A 20,553-nucleotide genomic window follows, 5' to 3' on the forward strand; every position below is an offset into this window, starting at 1 on the left:
GCCGCTCAGGCGGTGTTCACTCGTCGATCGCCGCGCCGAACGCCGCCCCGGTGCCCGGCGCGCCCAGCGACGCCCCGCCGTACGTCCAGGACCCGGCGGCGGTGATGCCGCCCGAGCCCGCCGACAGGACCCAGACCACGCCGTCCCCGGCGTTCTCACCGGGTGCCGACGCGAGGAGGCCGAAGCGGCCGTCGTTGTTCGGGTCCGAGAGCCGCACCTGGGCGCCCCACTTGTCGCCCTTCTCGGGCACGCCCGGGATGTCCGCGGAGTCCTGGTCCCAGGACTTGGCGCCGGTCGCCGTCATCCCGTTCCGCGAGCCGCGCAGCACCCATACCGCGCCCGCGTCGGCGACGGTGCCGATGTCCTCGCCGGGCGCGCCGATCGCCACGTCCGCGTAGCCGTCGCCGTCGGTGTCCGCGACGGACAGGTCGGCGCCCCAGCGGTCACCGGGCTCGGGGGTGCCGGGTACGCCGGCGGAGCCCTGCGTCCACCACTTGGCCTCCTCGCCGAGGCCCTCCGCGGTGCCGTAGCGCACGCCGACCAGACCGCCGGTCATGGTCTCGCCGCCGTCGTCGGGCGACGCCGGCTCGCCGGTCACCAGGTCGTCGTAACCGTCGTGGTCGATGTCACCGGACGCGGCTGCCGGGCCCCCGCGCAGGTCGCCCTTGTAGGTGAGCCCCTCCGCGCTTCCCGCGAAGTGCTTGGACCAGCCGTGCCCCGGCTCGTCGCCCACGGTCACCCCGGAGACGACGAGGTCCGCGTAGCCGTTGTCGTCGTAGTCCCCGGTGGTGAGGGACTTGGGCAGGATGTCACGCTCCTCGGCGGCCGCGCCGAGCCGCCGGGTGTCCTGGCGGCGCAGCGGGGGCTCGCCGGGCTGCGGCGCGGCTTCGTAGACGTACAGGTTCAGGTCGTCGCGGTCGAGTACGGCGAGCACGTCGCCCGGCGTGTCGCCGGTGAGGTGCGCGGCGGCGAGGCCGAGGCCGAACTGCTTGCCCGCGGCTGGCTCCTGGGCCTGGAGCCAGTCGCTGGCGGTCCCGCTGAGCCCGGTCTTGGAGCCCCACAGGATCGCGACGCCGCCGGCATCGGCCGTGGTGCCGATGTCCTCGCCGGGGATGCCGATGATGGCGTCGTCGTAGCCGTCGCCGTCCAGGTCTCCGGTGGCGACGGCCTTGCCGAAGCCGTCGCCGGCCTCCGCGGCGCCCGCGACCCCGTCCGTCGACTGGCTGAACCGGGCGACGTTGCTGGTGCCGATGCCCCTGGTCGAGCCGTACTGGACGGTGACCAGGCCTGCGCCCTTGTCACCGCTGACCGTGGCGCCCGGGGCCCCGACCAGCACGTCCTCGTATCCGTCGCCGTTGAAGTCGCTGTTGCGGTCGTCGGCGTGCGTACCCCCAGGGGTGCCGGCGAAGGCGGAAGGGGCGGCGGCGATACCGGCCCCGGTCAGCAGAAGGAACGATGCCGCGGCGAGGGCGGCCGAACGGTTCTTGCGCACGAGCGGCTCCTGTGAAGGAAGGTGGCCGGGCTGGCGCGGGGGCGTCCGGAAAGGGCCCGTTCCTTGTCCGGCGTCCTGTTCGACACGGCATGGCCCATAAGGGTTGTACGCGATCGCCGCCTTCTCGCTTCCGGCCATCCGCGTGGGACACGTCCCCCGGTGCGGTGCTCTTCGTCGGGTCGCGCGGATCGGCCGGACGGCACAAGCTGTTGATCATGCGAGCCTCCTCCACGTCGATCCGCCCCCCTGAGGAGCTGATGTGCCCGTGATCTCATCCTCCCTCGTCCGGTCCGGGACGAGGTACCTCTGTCTCCTCGGTCTCGTGGCCGGGAGCACTCTGGCGGCGGTGCCCGCCGCGCAGGCCGGGCAGGCCGGTCCCGTCCCGGTGCCGCCCCCGCAAAGAACCGTCTTCGCCGCCGCGAAGCCCCTGCCCGGCGGGCTCGGGCCGTGCGTCCCCGGCACCTGCCCGCCCGACGGCTACCCGCCCGTCCACAACGGCTCGATCCGGTGGCGCGACAACGGCATCAACGTCTACGTGGGCGAGGACTTCCACGTCCGCGAGCGGGCGGCGGAGGCCGAGGGGCGCGTCGTCGTCCTCGGGGACTTCGACCAGCGCAAGGCGGCCGGCGCCAGCGCCGTCTACAACGTCGGCGAGGCCGGTGTCGGCTCCCGGGTCGCGCCTCCAATGGGTGCGGACTGGCTCACCACCGGAGGGGACGTCACGGTCGCCGCCGGGCAGCGGCTGCTCGCCGAGGGCGGCGTCGTGCGCCACGCGGGTGACGCGTCGGGGAGGATCCTCGCCACCCTGCGCCAGGACCCGGAAGCCGCCGCGCCCTACCGGGGGCTGCGGGACGAACTGACGGAAGCCAGCCAGTGCTACGCGCACCCCGAGGGCGGCACGCGCACGCCCACCGGCCGGGCCGTGCACGCGGGCGGTGAGACGCTGTTCACCGGTGACGGCGTCTCCGCGCTCCAGGTCTTCAACGTCGACTTCGACCTGATGAGCGGTGGCGGCGGACAGGAGGGCATCCGCTTCGCGGCCATCCCCGAGGGTGCCACCGTGCTGGTGAACGTGCTCGGCACCCGGCGCACCATCAATACGTACAGCGGCACGATCGACGACAGCAGCCCGTTCAACAAGCTGCGCGGCCGCCTGCTGTGGAACTTCCCCGACGCCACCTCCGTCGAGTTCAAGGGCACCGGCCAGTTCCAGGGCAGCGTCCTGATCGGCGATCAGCGGTCGACGACCACGGTCAGCGTGCCGGGCATGAACGGCCGCTTCTTCACCACCGGTTCCCTCACCCACACCAGCGCGGCGACGGGCGGCGGCGGCCAGGAGATCCACAACTACCCCTTCGACGGGGACCTGCCCGACTGCGGCGGCGGCGACACCAGCGGCCGGATCTCGATCGTCAAGACGGACGAGGACGACGGGACACCGCTCGCGGGCGCCGAGTTCGAACTGTGGCGCGAGTCCAACGGCGTCGAGGGATTGCAGACCCGCGGCGACGACCCGGACACCGAGGTCGGCGACGCCTGCGTCACGCCGGCCTCCGGTGAGTGCGTACGGACGGTGCCCACCGGCACGTACTACTGGCGCGAGACCAAGGCCCCCAGCGGCTACGAACTGCCCTCGCGGAACATCTTCGGGCCCGTCGAGCTGACCGGGGCGAACGCCTCCGACGGCGTGACGGTCACGGCCACGAACGACAAGGAGGACGACGCCGTCGAGAAGGGCGGCGTCACCGTCGTCAAGAAGGACCGGAAGAGCGGCAGGCCGCTGGCCGGCGCCGTCTTCCAGCTGTGGCGCGAGACCAACGGCACGCCGGGGCTCCAGACGACCGGGACGCGCCGGGACCGGCTCGTCGACGGGGGCTGCGCGACGGACGGTCGGGGCCGGTGCGAGTTCCGGGGCCTCGACCTCGGCTCGTACTACCTGAGGGAGACCGCGGTCCCCGACGGCTATGTGCTGCCCGGGAAGACGGTGAGCGGCCCGCATGAAGTCACCGCCGGCAATGCCGCCAAGGGTGTCACGGTGACGCTCACCAACGAGCGCGGCGGCGGGAAGAAGGGCAAGTGAGCGGTGGCGGGGGCCGGTGAGGCCGGCCCCCGCCACGGCCCGGGCACGGGTGGCGTCAGCCGCCCGTGCCCGGTTTCGTTCCCCAGATGTACAGCATGTCGTCCTCCTTCAGGAGCCCGTACAGTCGTTCCGCGTCGCGCAGGGCGAGGTTCACGCAGCCGCCCGAGCCGGAGGAGAACAGGTCCGCGTGGGTGCCGTGCAGGGCCTGGCCGCCGTTGAAGAACTGCGCGAACGGCATGGGGACGTCGTAGAGCGTGGAGTAGTGGTCGCGGCTCTTCCAGTAGATGCGCTGCCAGCCGCGCCGGGTCTCCAGTCCGTCGCGCCCGCTGCGGATCGGCACGGGGTCGAAGACCAGCCTGCCGCCGCTCTGGCTCCACAGGATCTGCCGGGTGAGGTCCACGCACGTCACGCGGTGGGACCTGGTGGGGCACGCGCGCCGCTGCGCGGGGTCGCGCCGGGCGCGGTCCGCGACGACGAAGCGGTAGGTGCGCAGGGACGCGGCCCCGTCCGCCGGGCGGATGCCGAGGCGTTGTTGGAGTGCCCGGATGGCCGCGCAGTCGGCCGGTGACTGCCGTCCGTCGACCGGCAGGCCCAGCTCACGCTCCAGCTCGCGCTGGTAGGGGGCCGTTTCGGCGAGGCACGGCGGTTCGGGCGCGAGGACGCCCTTCGGCCCGGCGGCCGCGGCGAGCGGAGCGGAGGCGGCCGGGAGGGGAACGGCCAGAGTGAGGGCGGCGATCGACGAGAGGACCCAGCGCATCGCCCCAGCTTGGCCGCTGCCCGGCCGCCGGCCCGGCGACACGACATGACGATCCCACGATTGGGCCATGTGCCGGGCGTGCAACCCTGTTGCAACGTGCCGAGGGGAAGAGTCCTGCCATGGACCGCCATGAGAGCCATGAGAGCAAGGACGACGCGCCCCGCGTACGGCTGACCCCCGCCGCCGCCGAACTCCTGCGGCGACTGCGCGCCCTGCACGGACCGCTGATGTTCCATCAGTCCGGCGGCTGCTGCGACGGCAGCGCGCCCATGTGCTTCCCCGCCGGCGAGTTCCGTACCGGTGACTCCGACATCCGGCTCGCGTCGCTGACCGTCGAGGGCGTGGCCGAGCCCATACCCTTTTGGATGTCCAAGAGCCAGTACGACCTCTGGAGCCACACCCGGCTGATCGTGGACGTCGTGCCGGGGCGGGGCAGCGGCTTCTCGCTGGAGGCCCCGGAAGGCGTACGTTTCCTGATCCGTTCCCGGATGGCCGGGTCATAGCCACCGCCGTCTGGTGAACTCCGCGTGCCACTGGGACAGTTGGTGGCCCGGCCGACCCCAGGGGGGAATCTGTGACACGGCAGACGCAGCACGGCGGACGGTTCAGGACGGCCCTCGCCCTCCTCTCCACGCTCGGCGCGCTGGCCGGTGCGGCGCTCACGGGAGCGGCGCCGGCCAGCGGTTCCGTTGGGGACGAGCGGCGGGCGGCGGTGGAGATCGCACCGGGTGTCGCCTACCGGTACTTCGACGTACCGGCCTCGCACGGCACCGCCCGCGCCCATCTGCTCGACGTCGACCTGCGCGATCGGCGCACCGCCGTGGGCCTGCTGTACCCGGGCAAGGTCGCCGCGCGCTCCCCGGTCTCCGCGCTCGCGGACGGGGCCGGTGCCGTCGGCGGGATCAACGGCGACTTCTTCAACATCAGCGAGACGCAGCATCCGGGCGTCGAGGCGACCGGCGCGCCGGTGGGCCCGGCGGTCACGGGTGGGCGGGCGCTCAAGGCCGCCGTGCCCGACGGGCAGCGATTCGGCCCTGCGATGCCTCCGGGCGTCACCACGAAGGCGGTCCTCGGCGTGGGCGTCGACCGCCGGGCCCGCATGGACGACCTCTCCCTGGACGGGGCCGTGCGCACCAAGAACGCGCGGCTGACGCTGGGCGGGCTCAACCAGTACGCGCTGCCGGTGGGCTCCGTCGGCGCGTTCACCGGCGACTGGGGCGCCGTCTCGCGGGTGCGTGCCACCTGCGGGACGGACACGAGCCGCGGCGCGCCCTGCAGCGCCGACACGCATGAGGTGACGGTCCGCGACGGGCGCGTCGTGGAGTCGGCCGACACGCCGGGGAGCGGTCAGATCGCCCCTGGCAGCACGGTGCTGGTGGGCCGTGAGGCGGGCGCGCAGCAGCTGCGGAAGCTGTCGGTGGGCGACCGGGTGCAGGTCAGGCACCGCCTGGTGGCGGCCGGTTCCCGCACCCCGTTCCGCTTCGCGCTCGGCGGTTGCCCCGTGCTGCGCGACGGCGTGCCGCTGCCGGGGCTCGACAACACCACCTCCGCGGTGCGGACCGCGGCCGGGATCGCCGACGGCGGCCGACGGCTGCTGCTGCTCTCGCTCGACGGCGCCCCCGAGTTCCGTACCGGCCTGACGATCTCCGAGATGGCGCAAACGTTGCGGGAGTTGGGGGCGCGGGACGGTTTCAGTCTGGACGGCGGCGGTTCCTCCACCCTGGTGTCGTCCACGTCCACGCTGGTCGCGCGGGCCCCGGGGGCCGAGGCGGTGACCGTGCGCAACCACCCGAGCGGCGGCGTGGAGCGGCCGGTGCCCAACGGCATCGGCGTGTTCTCGCGGACGTGACGGCCCCGCCCCGCCCGGATCACGGCGTGTCCCGCACCGCCACCAGGCCGTTGAAGACACCCACGTAGGCCGTCCCGTCGGGGCCCAGCGTCACGGGCGCCCAGTTGTTGTCGTACGCGATGCCCGTGCCGGCGAGCCGCTTCCACCTGGTCGCGCCGGTACGGAAGTCGACCGCGGTGAGGTACCAGGCGTCGACTCCCAGGCGGTTGGGTTCCTTGGTGTAGAGGTACAGCAGGCCGTTGGCGGTGGAGAGTTTGGGGACGGTGGAGGGGACGCGCTCGGCGCTCTCCCAGACCGTGTCGCAGCCGCTGCCGTCCGCACGGACGTCGATCCTGCTGACGCCGCCGACGACGCTGCGGCCGAGGGTGAGCGAGGTGATGTTCTCGTAGCCGTAGTTGTTCTCGACGATCAGGCTGTTGCCCCAGGTGATCAGCGAGTTGTCGGTGGTGGACGCGCCGGAACCGAAGACGGGGACCTTGCAGACGAGTCGCCGGTCCGCCGGCACGTCGGTGTCGCGTCGGTAGACGAGGACGTTCATGCGGTCGTCGGCGTTGTCGGTGATGGCCACGTAGCGTTCGCGGGCGCCGAAGAGGTCGGGTGTGGTGCCGGACCCCTGGTTCACCGAACCGGGTTTGGTGCCGGTGCCGCGGTCGTACGTCTCGCGCCACCGGACCTCGGGGGTCCCGTCCGGCGCGGCCCGGAAGCTGTAGAGGGCGTGGTCGGAGACGATGGAGACGCCGTCCTCGGCGACGGAGAAGGAGTTCTGGATCTCCTCGCCGTCGAGCCGCACGGAACGGACGGCGCCGGACCCGGGGTCGACGGTGCCGACGCGGCCCTGCCGTGTCACCCACCAGATCCGGCCGTCCCAGTCGGGCATCACCGAGGTGACCGGGTCGCAGGTGCCGCTCGGGTGGAGGTTGGTCCACGAGACGCAGTCGTGCGGGACGTGCGAGGTCAGGTCCCAGTCCTTGTCGACGACGAAGCGCCAGCCGCCGTCGGCCGTCCGCTCGTGGGCGAGTCTGACGATGTGCTGGCGGGAGTCGGCGAGGACGAGACGGTCCTCGTGGTCGAGGTAGGAGTAGGCCCCGCCCGAGGTGTCCTTGAAGATCTTGGAGAAGTCCAGCCGCGTGATGGCCTCGATCGTGGAGGGTCGCTGGGGCAGCTTGTACTCGGCGAGGGTGGCGAGTGTCTTCGGGTCGAGCAGTTTGACGAGGAAGCCGGTGAAGGTGCCGCACACGGTGACGATGCGGCCGTCGCGGTCGAAGGTGACGGTCGCGCACTCGCCGCCGAGCGCCGCCATCTTCTCGCTGTCGACGGTCGGCGCCTTGCCGAGCGGGCCGTTCCAGGGGTACGTGCCGCTGCCCGCCGCGTCGGCGTGCATGCCGCTGCGGCCGTTGGCGGCGAGGTAGGGGTGCTGGGGCGGCGGGGTGCCGGGCAGCGGGTGGGCGGCGGCGGGCGCGCCCTCGTAGCTCTCGACCAGCCGGTGCCCGGGCGCGTCGGGGATGTCGTCGGCGTGCGCGGGGCCGGTGAGCGACACGGCGAGGGCCAGGACACCGGCGGGGGCGAGGCGGCGCAGTCTGCTGGGCATGCGCCGAAGCTAGAACGGGCCTCTTGAAGTGTCCATGAGAGAGCGTCAGTTGTTCATGAACCCGCAAGAAGGGCGGCGCCCAGACCGGTCACGGCCGGATTCCGCTGACGATGTCGGCGGTGGCCGTCAGGCCGTTGTGAATGGTCGGCGCCATGCTCGTGCTGGCCAGGTAGAAACCCAGCAGCAGGCAGACGATGGCGTGCGAGAGCTTCAGCGCTCCATTGCGCAGAAAGACCACCGCGAGGATCACGAGCAGCAACACGACAGAGATCGAAACAGCCATGGGAAGAACCTCCTCCGCCACGCGGGAACCGCGGCTTCCGGCCGCCAGTCTGGCGCAGCGCAGGGGGCGTCCGGGCGTCTGACCTGTGCTCCGAACGGGTTCTACTTGCGGCAGGGTTGAGGGGCGCGGATCGCCCCCCGGGTGCCTGCCGGGTCAGCCGCCGCGTGCGTCGAGGAACGCTTCGAGGCCCGCGAGGTCGTCGGTGTTGAGGTGGTCGACGCCTGCCGCGAGCAGTTCGCCCCAGACCGCCTCGCGCTGCGGGCCCGGCACGTCGGGCGTCGCCCAGAAGCGGACGCGCTGCCCGCGCGCGTGGGCGGTGGCGACGATGCCGCGCAGCTTGTCGCGCTCGGCGGCGGGGATCGCACCCGCGCCCTGCCAGCTGAAGTTGAGCGACCAGTTGTCGCTGATCAGCGGGATGAAGGAGGCGGGCGCCTCGGAACCGAGATCGGCGAGGCGGCCGTCGTAGAAGGCGTGCCGGACCTGCTGCGCCCGCATCGGGGCGCGGGCCGCGCGGTCGCCGGAGACGACGGCGGTGACCGCCGAGCGGCGCACCTTTCCTCGCGCGTACGTCGTGAACAGGTGCCGGTAGGGGCGCAGCCGGCGGTGCAGCTCGGCGTAGGTCGCAGCGCCCTCGGTCTTGATGTCGATCAGGAGCTGGAAGGGGGTGCGGTGGTGGCCGCGGTGGACGGCGCCGTGGTGGGCGCGTATGCGGGCGGCCAGAGGTTCCAGGTAGAGGGATTCGAGGGTGCGGGCGGGGTCGAGGTCCACCGGGTCGTGGGCGACGAGAAGTTGGCCGTCCACGAGGTAGATGTCGGCCTCGACGCTGTTGAAGCGGTGGTCGAGGGCGTCGAGGAGCGGCCTGGGGTGCGCGTAGTCGTTGTGCGCGTGGGCGTGGAGCAGCGGGCGGGGGCGCGGGGGGCGGCCGCGTTCGTCGGCCCGCGCGGGGGCGGGCAGCGCGGCGCCGCCGACGAGGGCGGCGCCGAGGGTGGTCAGCGCACTGCGACGGGTGGTGAGGGGCATGTCTGCCTCCCGGCAGGAGTGGCCGCGGCGCGGGGTGCGCCACGGGGACGACGGGCGGAACCTCAGGTGAGTATGAGGCTCGGCCCGCGCCAGAACACCCCGCGCGCACGCGAGTTGGCACGGGCGACGCCGGCTGTTCACTCCGGTTCGCCGGGCGCTGCGGGGGCGTGACTCCCCCCTCACCCAAGCACGGCCCGTGCCTGCCACCTGCCGCCTGCCGCCTGCCGCCTGCCGCTGCGGCCTACGTGCCTAGAGGCGCCGGCGTCCTCAGTTCGTCCCAGTGGGCGGTGCGGTCGCACCACCGTTCGAGGAGTACGCGGTCGTGGCCGACGGCCAGCAAGCCGGCGCCGCGTTCGGCCCGGTACTCCTCCACGACGTGCACGAGCGCCGCGGTCGTCGACGCGTCCAGCATCGCCGTCATCTCGTCGCAGATCAGCCAGCGCGGGCGCAGCACCAGCGCGCGTGCCAGGCAGGCCCGTTGCAGCTGCCCGTCACTGACCTCGTGCGGGCGGCGCCCCAGGAGGTCCTTGCCGAGGCCGACGCGGGCCGTGAGTTCCGGGACCAGTGCCGCGGCCTCGGCGGAGCGGCCCACCGCGCGCAGTGGTTCCGCGACCAGGTCCCGCAGAGCCAGCCGGGGGTCGGCGGACAGCCTCGGCTGCTGGAAGACGACGCCGAAGGCGGTGCGCTGCTCGCGCGGGGCACGGTGGCGCCAGCCGCCCGCGGCCGTGCCGTCGATGACGACCTGCCCCGCGTCGGGCCGGTGCAGCAGCGCGGCGACCCGCGCGAGCGTCGACTTGCCGCAGCCGCTCGGTCCGAGCAGCCCGACGGACTCGCCGGGGGCGATGGCGAGGTCCACGGAGCGGACGACGGGGGCGCGCCGGTCGTATCCGGCGGTGATGGAGCGCAGTTCAAGCACGGGGCACCTCCGGCACATCCGCGTGGGGGTGGTGGCAGGCGCTGCCGCCGATCAGCGCGGGCACGGCGGCGCACGCCGGGTCGGCACGCTCGCAGCGCGGCGCGAACGCGCAGCCCTCGGGCAGCGCGGTCAGCTCGGGCGGCATGCCGGGGACGGGGGTGAACTCCCGCTCGGGCAGGGCGTTCAGGAGTCCCCGGGCGTAGGGGTGCCGGGGTCCGCGCGCGCCGAAGAAGTCGGCGGAGTCGGCGATCTCGACGACGCGGCTCGCGTACATCACGGCGACGCGGTCGGCGATGCGCGCGGCGGCGGCCAGGTCGTGGGTGATCAGGAGCAGCGCGCGGTCGTCGCCGACATGGCGGCGCAGTTCGTCGACAGTGCGGTCCACGAGGTCGCGGTCGAGGCCGGTGGTGGGCTCGTCGGCGAGCAGCAGCGGCGCGTCGCCGATGAGGGCGAGCGCGGTGGCGGCGCGCTGGGCGAGGCCGCCGGACAGCTCGTGGGGGTAGCGGTCGAGGTGCCCGGCGGGGAACGCGGCGCGTTCGGCGGCCGCTTCACCGGCGGCCCGCAGCTTCGCCCTGGGCACGCCGGCGAGTTGGCGCAGGGTCTCCTCCAGCTGGGAGCGCACGGTCCGCACCGGTGTGAGGTGGGCGGCGGGGCTCTGCGGTACGAGGCCGACGCGCCGCCCGCGCACGGTGCGGGCCAGGGTGCGCTCGTCGGCGGTGAGCAGATCGATGTCGCCGAGCAGGGCGGCACCGGCGGTCTGCGCGTTCTCGGGGAGCAGGCCGAGCAGCGCGGAGGCGAGCACGGACTTGCCGCAGCCGCTCTCGCCGACCAGGGCGAGGCACTCCCCCGCCGCGAGGTCGAAGGTGGCGTCGGTGACGGCGGAGACATGGCCGCCGCCGCGCATGCGGAAACGTACGGACAGGCCCTGGACGGACAGGACGGGGACCGTCACAGCATGAGCTCCGATCGGCGCCGGGGGTTGATGCGTTCCCGCCAGGCGCCCGCGAGGCCGGCGATGGCCAGGGTGGGCACGATGATGAACAGGCCGGGGAAGAGCGTCGGCCACCAGTGGCCCGCGAGGAGCGAGCCGCGCGCGCTCTGCACGAGGGTGCCGAGGCTGGCCTGGTGGGTGGGCAGGCCGAGGCCGAGGAAGGACAGCGCGGACTCGTGCCAGATGGCGTGCGGCACCATCAGGACGGCGGCGAGCCCGGCCTGCGGCAGGACGGCGGGCAGCAGGTGCCGCACGGCGACGCGCAGCCGGGAGGCGCCGCCGGATATCGCCGCGTCGATGTAGGGCCGCGAGCGCAGGGAGAGCACCTCGGCGCGCACGATGCGGGCGGTGGAGAGCCAGTGCGTGAGCGCCACCGACACCACGACCGGCCACACGCCGGGGCGGAACATCGCGACGATGAAGATGCCGAGCAGCAGGTGGGGCACGGACGAGAAGACGTCGACGAGCCGCATGACGATGCGGTCCACCCAGCCCCCGGAGGCGGCGGCGAGGGCACCGACCGCGGTGCCGATGACGGTGGCGACGACGGCTGCCACGACGCCGACGAGCAGGGAGACGCGCAGGCCGTAGACACAGCGCAGCAGTAGGTCGCGGCCCACGTCGTCGGTGCCGAAGGGGTGCGCGGGTGACGGCGGCCGCAGCTTCGCGGCCAGGTCGACGGCCTGCTGGTCGAGGTCGGCGAGGGGCGGTACGACGAGGACGGCGAGGACGACCGCGGCGATGATCACCGCACAGGTGCGGACACGCCACGCGCGCGTGGAGCGGCGTACGCCGCCTCGGGCGCGCCATGCGAGGTCAGCCATCGAAGCCCACCCTCGGGTCGGCGAGGCCGTAGAGGAGGTCGGCCACGAGGTTGCCGAGCAGCACCGCGGCCGTGGCGAGCGCGGTCAGCGCGGCGAGCAGCGGGAAGTCCACGGAGGTCGCGGCCTGCACGGTGGCCGCGGCGATGCCGGGCCAGCTGAAGACGGTCTCCACCAGGAGCGCCCCGGTGATCAGTTCGGGCACGCGCGAGCCGATGAGCGTGAGCACCGGGAGCATGCCCGAGCGCAGGGCGTGGTGGAGGAGGACGGTCCGTTCGGCGAGGCCACGCGCGCGTGCCCCGCGTACGGGGTCGTCGCCGAGCGCGTCGCCGACACCTTGACGTACGTACAGGACGAACCAGGGCAGTTGGGAGACGGCGAGTACTCCGGCGGGCAGCACCAGGTGGCTCGCGACCTGGCCGGCGGTCACGGTGGAGCCGGCCGTGTCGGTCAGGCCGCCGGAGGGCAGCACGCCGAGTGTCAGCGCGAACAGCCAGACGGCGAGGAGGCCCAGCCAGAACGGCGGTGCCGCTTCGAGGAGGTAGGCGAGGGAGGTCACGGCGCGGTCGACCGGGCCGCCGGGGCGGCGCGCGGCGAGGACGCCGAGCGCCGTGCCGAGGAGGATCGCGACGAGGAACGCGGTGGCGGCGAGCAGCACGGACCAGCCGACGCGTTCGCCGATGATGTCGGCGACGGGCTGGCGCAGCGTGCTGGAGTCGCCGAGGTCGCCGGTGAGGGCGGAGGTCAGCCAGTCCCACCAGCGGGCGGCGGTGGGCCGGTCGACGCCGAGGTTGGCGCGCAGCTGGTCGAGGTTGTCCTGCGAGGCGGTGAGCCCGGCCGTGCCCGCGTACGCCTTGACGGGGTCGAACGGCGAGGCGGCGGCGACGGCGAAGACGCCGAAGGTGACGACGAGCAGCACGGGCACGGCGAACAGCGCGCGGCGGCCGGCGAGGCGGGCCATCGGCCCCCAGGGAAGGCGCCGGCGTGTGGCCTTCCCCGGGGTCTCGCGCAGCGCGGTGGTCACTTCTTCGGCTGCCAGTCCTCGACGTTCCACCAGGGGCCGGAGGCGAGGCCGTGGTCGTGCGGCTCGACCTGGGTGGTGAGGTTCCCGAAGCGCTTGTCGACGACGTACAGGTGGTCGATGTGGGTGAGGAAGGTGTAGCCGGGGTTCTTCACCAGTTCGCGCTGGATGGTGTCGTAGGCGGCCTTGCGCTCGGCGTGGTCGCCGCTCTTGCGGGCGTCCTCGAGGGCCTGGTCGACCTTCTTGTTGTCGTAGTGCGCCATGTTGTTGAAGCCGTCGCCGGCGAGGGAGGACTTCAGGAGGGTGTACTGGTCGAAGTCGGGGTCGGCCGGGGAGCCGCCGCCGGCGAGGACGGCGTCCTTCGGCATGCGCGGCTCGATGACCTCCCAGGTGCCGGACCGCACCTCGACCTTGATGCCGAGCTTCTTGGCGTCGGAGGCGTAGGCGAGAGCGTGTTCCTGGCGGAGCTTGTCCCCGGAGAGGTACCAGAGCGGGAACGAGGCCGGGACGCCGTCCTTCTCGCGGACGCCGTCCTTGCCCGGCTTCCATCCGGCGGCGTCGAGGATCTTCTTCGCCCTGCCGGCGTCGAACTTCCGCTCGGTGCCCTTGGTGAACCACGGGCTGTCGGTCGGGACGGGCCCGTAGGCCTCCTTGCCGGCGCCGTCCAGGATCGAGTCGACCATGGCCTTGCGGTCGACGCCGATGTCCAGGGCGCGGCGGATCGCGGTGTCGCCGGCGACCTTGTTGCCAGTGGGCAGCGTCACCACGCGGTAGTCGAAGGTCTTGGCGGCGTAGGTGTGCTTGGCGCTGTCGCCCCGGTACTTCTGGGCGAGGTTGGGCGGCAGGATGGCTCCGTCCAGCTCTCCGGCGTCGAGCCGGGTGGCGCGGATGTCGTCGTCCTTGATGATCGCCATCGTGAAGTTCTTGATCTTCGGCGCGCCGCCCCAGTAGTGGGGGTTGGCCTTGAAGGTCAGCTTCTCGCCCTTGGACCACTTGACCAGCTCGTAGGGGCCGGTGCCGACGGGCTTGGTGGTGAAGGCGCCGGTGTTCACGTCCTGCTTCGCCGCGATGTGCCGGGGCGCGATGGGCAGGACGGTGCGCTCGGCGAACGGCGCGTAGGGGTACTTGAGGTGGAAGACGACAGTGTCGTCGCCCTTGGCCTCGACGCTCTTGACGGCGTCCAGCTCGGTCTTGGAGGCGTTGTTCGTCTTCTTGTCGAGGATGGTCTCGTAGGTGAAGACGACGTCCTTGGCGGAGAAGGGCTTGCCGTCGCTGAACCTGACGCCTTCGCGGAGCTTGTACGTATAGGTCCTGCCGTCGTCGGTGACCTTGGGCAGGGCGGCCGCGAGGGCGGGCCTGAGCTTCATGTCGGCGTCGTGCGTGAGCAGCCCGTCGAAGATCTTCGAGTTGCCGTCCTTGCCGTAGCCGAGGAGCGGGCTGAGGGTCTCGGGCTCGTACGCGATGCCGACCACCGCCGAGTCCTTGGCGCCCCCGGCGCGGTCGCCCGGCGCCGAGCAGGCGGAGGCGGCGACGGCCGTGGCGACGGCCGCCGCCACGCCGGCCGTGCGCCGTATCGATCGGGCCCTCATGCTCCACACCCCTACTGAAGATCAACGGTTATTGCGAACGGCTCGCAATTATGCCTCACCCAAAGGGGTGGAAAACCCGCAGCCCGCACGCGGTACGTGCGGGCTGCATCGATCTCTTCGGGAGTGGATACGCAGGTCAGGGCGCCGGAAGCGCGACCAGTTCCGCCAGTGCCGCGCGGTGGTGCCCGGCCGTGCCGTAGGCGAGGGAATCGGCCTTGGCCCGCTTCAGGTAGAGGTGGACGGGGTGCTCCCAGGTCATGCCGATGCCGCCGTGCAGCTGGAGCGCCTCCTCGGCGGCGCGCACCGCCACCGGTGCCGCGTAGGCCTGGGCCACCGCCGTCGCGAGGTGGGGTTCGTCGCTGCCCGTGGCCAGCGCGTCCGCCGCGTGGCGGGCGGCGGCGCGGGTGTTCACGACCTCCAGCCAGAGCTGGGCGAGGCGGTGCTTGAGCGCCTGGAAGGAGCCGACGGGCCGGTTGAACTGGTGCCGTTCCTTCACGTACCGCACGGTCTCGGTCAGGCACCACTCGGCGACACCGAGCTGCTCCGAGGCGAGGAGCCCCGCCCCGGCCCGCAGCCCTTGCCCGACGGGGAAGCGGGCGTCGGGGGCGAGGAGCCGCGCGCGTGCCCCGTCGAAGGTGACGGCCGCGAGGGGGCGCGTCAGGTCGAGCGAGGTCTGGGGGACGACGTCCACGCCGCTGTCGGCGGTGTCGACCGCGTGCAGCCCGCTCTCGGTGGGCACCAGGAGCACGTCGGCGACGACGGCGTCCGCCACGCCGGTCACCCGGCCGTGCAGGGCGCCCCTCGTCTCCCGTACCGGGAACAGGGTATCCCCGTGAGCGTGCGACAGGTGCATGGCGAGCACGCCGATCCTGCGGCCGGAGGCGAGCGCGCCGAGCAGTTCGCGCGCCGCCTCGCCCTCGCAGGCGAGCAGCGCCTCGGTCGCCACGACCGCGCTGGTCAGGTACGGCACCGGGGCGACGGCCCGGCCCAGCTCCTCCAGGACCACGGCCGCCTCGCGGTGCGTGGCTCCCTGGCCGCCCAGCTCCTCGGGGACCAGCAGGCCGGCCAGGCCCATGCCGTCGACGAGGGCCTTCCACAGCGCGCGGCCGTGCGGCTCGGCGGTCTCGGCGCGGGCCAGCACGGACGCGGCGTCGCAGTGGTCGGCGAGCAGGTCGCGCACCGCGGAGCGCAGTGCCTCTTCCTCTTCGGAGTACAGCAGATCAGTCATCGCGCGAGGTCCTTCCAGGCGACGTCCTTGTCGGTGCGCGGCTCGGAGGGCAGGCCGAGGACGCGTTCGGCGACGATGTTCAGCAGGACCTCGCTGGTCCCGCCCTCAATGCTGTTGCCCTTGGACCGCAGGTAGCGGTAGCCCGCGTCGCGGCCGGTGAAGTCGACCAGCTCGGGCCGGCGCATCGTCCAGTCCTCGTACAACAGCCCCTCCTCGCCGAGGAGTTCCACTTCCAGGCCGCTGATCTCCTGGTTGAGGCGGGCGAAGCCGAGTTTCATGCCGGAGCCCTCGGGCCCGGGCTGTCCGGCGACGAGCTGCTGGCGCAGCCGCTCGCCGGTGAGCCGGGCGACCTCGGCGTCGACCCAGAGCTTCAGCAGGCGCTGGTGGAGGTCGTGGGTGCGCAGCTCGGGGCGCTCGCGCCAGGCCTTGGCGACGGGGCCGATCATGCCGCCCTCGCGCGGGATGCGCATGCCGCCGATGGAGACGCGCTCGTTCATGAGCGTGGTCTGGGCGACCTTCCAGCCCTCGCCGACCGCGCCGAGGCGGTGGGCGTCGGGGATGCGCACGTCGGTCAGGAACACCTCGTTGAACTCGGCCTCGCCGGTGATCTGGCGCAGCGGCCGCACCTCCACGCCCGGGTCGCTCATGTCGCACACGAAGTACGTGATGCCGCGGTGCTTGGGCGCGTCCGGGTCGGTGCGGGCGATGAGGATCGCCCAGCGGGCGGTGTGGGCGCTGGAGGTCCACACCTTCTGTCCGTTGACGATCCAGTCGCCGCTCGCCTCGTCACGGACGGCGCGGGTGCCGAGCGCGGCGAGGTCGGAGCCGGCGCCCGGCTCGCTGAAGAGCTGGCACCACACCTCCTCACCGGTCCACAACGGCCGCAGGAAGCGGCGCCTTTGCTCCTCCGTGCCGAAGCCGAGGACGGTCGGCGCGGCCATGCCGAGGCCGATGCCGATCCGGCGCGGGTCGTTGTCGGGCGCGCCCGCGTCCTCCAGCTCGGCGTCCACGACGGCTTGCAGGGAGCGCGCCACGCCGAGGCCGCCGAGGCCCTCGGGGTAGTGCACCCAGGCGAGCCCGGCGTCGAAGCGGGCCTTGAGGAAGTCGGCGCGGTCGGTGGTTGCGGGCGGGTGCGCGGCGAGGAACTCGCGGGTACGGGTGCGCAGTTCGGCGGCGTCGGTCATGCGGCACCCCCGTGCGGCAGGACGGTCACGCGTCCGGTGGTGAGGCCGTCGGCCACGCGCTGCACGGCGGCGGCCGCGCCGGACATCGGCACGCGCTCGCTCACCAGGGGCTTGATGGCGCCCTTGGCGGCGAGTTCGGTCAGCTCCTGGTGGCAGCGCGCGATCGAGCGCGGGTCCTTGGTGTTGTACAGGCCCCAGTGCAGGCCCATGATCGCGTAGTTCTTCACCAGGGCGTGGTTGAGCGCGGGCGAGGGGATGGTGCCGCTCGCGAAGCCGACGACGACGATCCGGCCCTCGAAGGCCACGCACTTGGCGGACTTGGTGTACGCGTCACCGCCCACGGGGTCGTAGATCACGTCGGCACCGCGGCCGCCGGTGGCCTCCTTGACGCCGGCGACGATGTCGTCCGTACGCCGGTCGAGCACGACGTCGCAGCCGAGGTCGCGCGCGACCCGCGCCTTGTCCGCGCCGCCGACCACGCCGATGACCTTGGCGCCCGCCGCCTTGCCGAGCTGCACGGCGGCGCTGCCGACGCCGCCCGCCGCCGCGTGCACGAGGAGGGTCTCGCCCTCCTCCAGGCGGGCGCGCCGGTGCAGGCCGAACCAGCCCGTCTGGTAGCCGATGTGCAGGGCGGCGGCCTCGGCGTCGTCCAGCGCGTCCGGCGCGGGCAGCAGGGCGGCGGCGTCCGCGACGGCGTACTCCGCGAAACCGCCGTACGGCAGGGCGGGGTTGGCGAGCACGCGCCGCCCGTCCTCGGTCTCGCCGCAGATCTCCACGCCCGGCGTGAAGGGCAGCGGGGGCCTGACCTGGTAGTGGCCGCGGCAGAGCAGGGCGTCCGGGAAGTTGATGTTCGCGGCGCGGACCTTCAGGAGCACCTGCCCCTCGCCGGGCGTCGGGCGGTCCGTCTCCGCGAGGCGCATCACCTCGCCCGGCTCGCCGTTCTCGTGCACTTGCCATGCCTGCATGCGGGGCCTCCACGGGGGGTGTCGTAGACCTGGCTCGTGCGCATACTAAGCGGTCGCTTGCCGTGAGGGGAACCGCTGGTCGCCCTTGTCCTTCCGCGAGGGGCGTGCCTGATCGCCGGTGCCCTTCCGCGAGGGGCGCGCCCGTACGTGCATGCGCTCCCCCTGCGGCCCGAAGAGGCTGAGGAACTCCGCGCCTCCTTCACCCGTGGCCCCGAACCAGTGCGGGACGCGCGTGTCGAACTCCGCCGCCTCGCCGGGGCCGAGCAGTACGTCGTGGTCACCGAGGATCAGCCGCAGCTTGCCGGACAGGACGTACAGCCACTCGTACCCCTCGTGGGTCTGGGGGTCGGGGGCCGGGGACGTGCGGGCGGGTTCGATCACCTTGTACGCCTGGAGGCCGCCGGGCTGGCGGGTGAGCGGCAGCATCGTGCGGCCGTGCCGGACGATCGGCTTGGCGCGTACGCGCGGGTCCCCCACCGGTGGGGCGCCCACCAGCTCGTCCAGGGGGACCTGGTGGGCGCGGGCGATGGGCAGCAGCAGTTCGAGACTGGGCCTGCGGTTGCCGGACTCCAGGCGGGACAGGGTGCTGACCGAGATGCCCGTGACGGCGGAGAGCCCCGCGAGCGTGGCGCCGCGCTCCTTGCGGATGCGGCGCAGCCGGGGCCCGACCTCGGTGAGGACCTGAACCATCTCCTGCGGCACTTCGCTCTCTTCACTCATGCCTCCATCATGGCGCCCAGCTTGCCGAAACAGCAATGCTCCTTGTCATTTCCGTGCCTTGCGAGCGATGGTCTGAGTCACCGCGACAGCAGGCAGGCACAGGCTCAAGGAGGACGGGATGAACACGTGGAGCAGGGCGATGGGGAACGAGGCGTACGAGGTGGTCGTGGTCGGAGGTGGCGCGGCGGGGCTGAGCGCGGCGCTCGTGCTCGGCCGCTCCCGCCGCCGGGTCCTGGTAGTCGACGCGGGCGCACCGCGCAACGCGCCCGCCGCGCACATGCAGGGTTACCTCTCGCGGGACGGCATGCCCCCCGCCGAGTTCCTCGCCGAGGGGCGCCGGGAGCTGGCGCGGTACGGGGTCGAGGTGGTGCGGGGCCGGGTGGCCGAGGTGCTGCCGGACGGGCGGGGCGAGTTCGGGGTGCGGCTCGCGGACGGCGGGGCCGTGCACGCGCGCCGGATCGTGCTGGCCACCGGTCTGGTGGACGAGCCGCCCGCCGTACCGGGCGTCGCCGGGCGCTGGGGCCGTGACGTGCTGCACTGCCCGTACTGCCACGGCTGGGAGGTGCGGGACCAGGCCTTCGGCGTGCTGGCCGCCGAGCCGTTCAACAGCCACCAGGCGCTGCTCGTCACCCAGTGGTCCAAGGACGTGACCCTCTTCCTGCACGCCGTGCGGGAGCTGCCGGACGCGGAGTGGGAGCGCCTCGCGGCGGCCGGCGTCTCGGTGGTCGAGGGCGAGGTCGCGGGCGTGGAGGTCGAGGACGACCGGCTGACGGGCGTGCGGCTGGCCGATGGCCGGGTGGTGCCCCGCTCCGTCCTGTTCGTCGCCGCGCGGCCGGTGCCGCGCGACGGCCTGCTCAGCGCGCTCGGCACCGAGACGCGACCGACCCCGGTCGGCCCCTACCCGGCCGTGGACGAGACGGGCCGCACCACCGTCCCCGGCGTCTGGGCGGTGGGCAACGCCGCGGGACCCATGGAGCAGGTGGTCAACGCGGCGTCCGCCGGCTACCGCGCCGGCGTCACGATCAACGCCGAGCTGGTCATGGCGGACGTCGAGGCGCGGGCGGCCCGGCGCCGGGCGGGCGTCTTCTCGCCGGGGATGGAGGCGACGGCGGCGCGTGTGGTCGCGCGCGGCCGCGAACATGGGCTGGCGCGGTAGCGGTGGTGGGGCGGCTCCGGCGTGGGCTTCGACTTCGGCTTCGGCTTCGGCGTGGGCTTCGGCTTCGGCGTGGGCTTCGGCTCCTGAAGGGACTTACCGGCTCGGGGGCTCAGCGACTGAACACCTCGAAGCCGACGGCCGGCCTCCCGCCGAACCGGGGCGCCAACGCCTGGGCGTTGCCCGTCAGGAACGTGCGGCAGTACTTCTCCGGGTCCTCGTCCGTCAACGCCTCGATGTAGGTGCGGTGTTCGAGGAGGGAGGCCACCGAGCGGTCCAGCCCGGCCGAGGCGTCCGCCGCGTGCGTGGGTGTCGCCGAACCGGCGACGGCGACCCACCGCACGCCGTTCCAGGGCTCCAGGCCCTGCTCCGCGATCAGCTCGGGGAAGATCCAGCGGTTGCCCGCGTCCGACGCGGCGTCGAGCGTGGCGCGGCCCACCGCGACGTGGTCGGGGGTGTTCCAGGCGACGCCGCCCCAGGTGTCGCGGTGGTTGAGCGTGATGACCAGTTCGGGCCGGTGTCTGCGGATCGCGGCGGCGATGTCACGGCGCAGCGCCGTGCCGTACTCGATGACGCCGTCCCTGTGGTCGAGGAACTCCACCGTCTCGACGCCGACGACGGCCGCGCTCGCCCGCTGCTCCCGCTCGCGCAGCGGGCCGCAGGTGGCGGGGTCGATCGTGTCGATGCCCGCCTCGCCGCGGGTCGCCAGGACGTAGGCGACGTCGCGGCCCGCGTCCGTCCAGCCGGCGATGGCGGCCGCGCAGCCGTACTCCAGGTCGTCGGGGTGCGCGACGACGGCGAGCGCGCGCTGCCAGTCCTCGGGCATGGGGGTGAGCTGGACGGGCGCTGCGGCCTCGGCTGCGGTCTGCGACTCGGTCATGATCGCAGCCTAGCCA

General features: G+C 73.3%; 19 protein-coding genes. 4 read left to right on the forward strand and 15 right to left on the reverse strand.

Annotated features, from left to right (window positions below; translation table 11 throughout):
• Positions 1–16 precede the first annotated feature (16 nt).
• On the reverse strand, positions 17–1,492 hold the full coding sequence (locus ACZ516_RS13765) for an esterase (protein ID WP_361084808.1): 1,476 nt from the start codon (positions 1,490–1,492) through the stop codon (positions 17–19).
• 322 nt (positions 1,493–1,814) lie between these two features.
• Between ACZ516_RS13765 and ACZ516_RS13770 the strand changes: the two genes are divergently transcribed.
• Positions 1,815–3,572 carry a choice-of-anchor A family protein gene (locus tag ACZ516_RS13770; RefSeq protein ID WP_469010210.1) on the forward strand — a complete coding sequence of 586 codons (1,758 nt, stop codon included), beginning with the start codon at positions 1,815–1,817 and terminating at the stop codon, positions 3,570–3,572.
• Between the two features lie 55 nt (positions 3,573–3,627).
• Here ACZ516_RS13770 and ACZ516_RS13775 read toward each other — a convergent pair whose 3' ends face one another.
• Complete coding sequence (locus ACZ516_RS13775; protein WP_358578742.1) at positions 3,628–4,329, reverse strand: L,D-transpeptidase; 702 nt, start codon at positions 4,327–4,329, stop codon at positions 3,628–3,630.
• 119 nt (positions 4,330–4,448) lie between these two features.
• Between ACZ516_RS13775 and ACZ516_RS13780 the strand changes: the two genes are divergently transcribed.
• Together ACZ516_RS13780 and ACZ516_RS13785 are read left to right on the forward strand one after the other, a co-directional pair.
• A complete protein-coding gene (locus ACZ516_RS13780; protein WP_361084801.1) occupies positions 4,449–4,832 on the forward strand; it encodes a DUF779 domain-containing protein in 384 nt (127 codons plus the stop codon).
• A gap of 71 nt (positions 4,833–4,903) precedes the next feature.
• Positions 4,904–6,178: a phosphodiester glycosidase family protein gene (locus ACZ516_RS13785; protein ID WP_469010212.1), complete on the forward strand. Its 1,275-nt coding sequence runs from the start codon at positions 4,904–4,906 to the stop codon at positions 6,176–6,178.
• A gap of 19 nt (positions 6,179–6,197) precedes the next feature.
• Here ACZ516_RS13785 and ACZ516_RS13790 read toward each other — a convergent pair whose 3' ends face one another.
• From ACZ516_RS13790 to ACZ516_RS13845, 12 genes are all read right to left on the reverse strand, one after another.
• Entirely contained in the window at positions 6,198–7,766 is a 1,569-nt protein-coding gene (locus ACZ516_RS13790; RefSeq protein ID WP_469010213.1) for a hypothetical protein, read from the reverse strand.
• Between the two features lie 88 nt (positions 7,767–7,854).
• Positions 7,855–8,049: a hypothetical protein gene (locus ACZ516_RS13795; protein WP_468753679.1), complete on the reverse strand. Its 195-nt coding sequence runs from the start codon at positions 8,047–8,049 to the stop codon at positions 7,855–7,857.
• 153 nt (positions 8,050–8,202) lie between these two features.
• On the reverse strand, positions 8,203–9,069 hold the full coding sequence (locus tag ACZ516_RS13800; protein WP_469010215.1) for a phosphatidylinositol-specific phospholipase C/glycerophosphodiester phosphodiesterase family protein: 867 nt from the start codon (positions 9,067–9,069) through the stop codon (positions 8,203–8,205).
• 241 nt (positions 9,070–9,310) lie between these two features.
• On the reverse strand, positions 9,311–9,985 hold the full coding sequence (locus ACZ516_RS13805) for an ABC transporter ATP-binding protein (protein ID WP_469010217.1): 675 nt from the start codon (positions 9,983–9,985) through the stop codon (positions 9,311–9,313).
• Positions 9,978–10,889, reverse strand: a complete 912-nt coding sequence (locus ACZ516_RS13810) for an ABC transporter ATP-binding protein (protein WP_469010488.1) — start codon at positions 10,887–10,889, stop codon at positions 9,978–9,980. The genes ACZ516_RS13805 and ACZ516_RS13810 overlap by 8 nt, the downstream gene beginning before the upstream one ends.
• A gap of 44 nt (positions 10,890–10,933) precedes the next feature.
• Positions 10,934–11,800, reverse strand: a complete 867-nt coding sequence (locus ACZ516_RS13815; RefSeq protein ID WP_469010219.1) for an ABC transporter permease — start codon at positions 11,798–11,800, stop codon at positions 10,934–10,936.
• Positions 11,793–12,758: an ABC transporter permease gene (locus ACZ516_RS13820; protein ID WP_469010220.1), complete on the reverse strand. Its 966-nt coding sequence runs from the start codon at positions 12,756–12,758 to the stop codon at positions 11,793–11,795. Before ACZ516_RS13820 ends, ACZ516_RS13815 begins: the two co-directional genes overlap by 8 nt.
• 59 nt (positions 12,759–12,817) lie before the next feature.
• Positions 12,818–14,407 (reverse strand): ABC transporter substrate-binding protein, encoded by a 1,590-nt coding sequence (locus ACZ516_RS13825; RefSeq protein WP_469010222.1) that lies wholly within the window; start codon positions 14,405–14,407, stop codon positions 12,818–12,820.
• 136 nt (positions 14,408–14,543) lie between these two features.
• The gene (locus ACZ516_RS13830; protein WP_469010223.1) at positions 14,544–15,635 is read right to left on the reverse strand and encodes an acyl-CoA dehydrogenase family protein; all 1,092 of its coding nucleotides are present in this window, start codon (positions 15,633–15,635) and stop codon (positions 14,544–14,546) included.
• Positions 15,632–16,819 (reverse strand): acyl-CoA dehydrogenase family protein, encoded by a 1,188-nt coding sequence (locus ACZ516_RS13835; protein WP_469010224.1) that lies wholly within the window; start codon positions 16,817–16,819, stop codon positions 15,632–15,634. The genes ACZ516_RS13830 and ACZ516_RS13835 overlap by 4 nt, the downstream gene beginning before the upstream one ends.
• Complete coding sequence (locus tag ACZ516_RS13840; protein WP_469010226.1) at positions 16,816–17,784, reverse strand: NADPH:quinone oxidoreductase family protein; 969 nt, start codon at positions 17,782–17,784, stop codon at positions 16,816–16,818. The genes ACZ516_RS13835 and ACZ516_RS13840 overlap by 4 nt, the downstream gene beginning before the upstream one ends.
• A gap of 45 nt (positions 17,785–17,829) precedes the next feature.
• Positions 17,830–18,504, reverse strand: a complete 675-nt coding sequence (locus ACZ516_RS13845) for a helix-turn-helix domain-containing protein (protein WP_469010228.1) — start codon at positions 18,502–18,504, stop codon at positions 17,830–17,832.
• A 118-nt stretch (positions 18,505–18,622) separates the two neighbouring features.
• On the opposite strand from ACZ516_RS13845, the gene ACZ516_RS13850 reads away from it, so the two are divergent.
• Positions 18,623–19,660: an NAD(P)/FAD-dependent oxidoreductase gene (locus ACZ516_RS13850; RefSeq protein ID WP_469010229.1), complete on the forward strand. Its 1,038-nt coding sequence runs from the start codon at positions 18,623–18,625 to the stop codon at positions 19,658–19,660.
• Between the two features lie 109 nt (positions 19,661–19,769).
• Here the strand turns inward: ACZ516_RS13850 and ACZ516_RS13855 are convergent, their stop codons facing one another.
• The gene (locus ACZ516_RS13855; RefSeq protein ID WP_358578714.1) at positions 19,770–20,537 is read right to left on the reverse strand and encodes a PIG-L deacetylase family protein; all 768 of its coding nucleotides are present in this window, start codon (positions 20,535–20,537) and stop codon (positions 19,770–19,772) included.
• Positions 20,538–20,553 lie beyond the last annotated feature (16 nt).

The sequence above is a fragment of the Streptomyces sp. NPDC034037 genome (assembly GCF_055575715.1).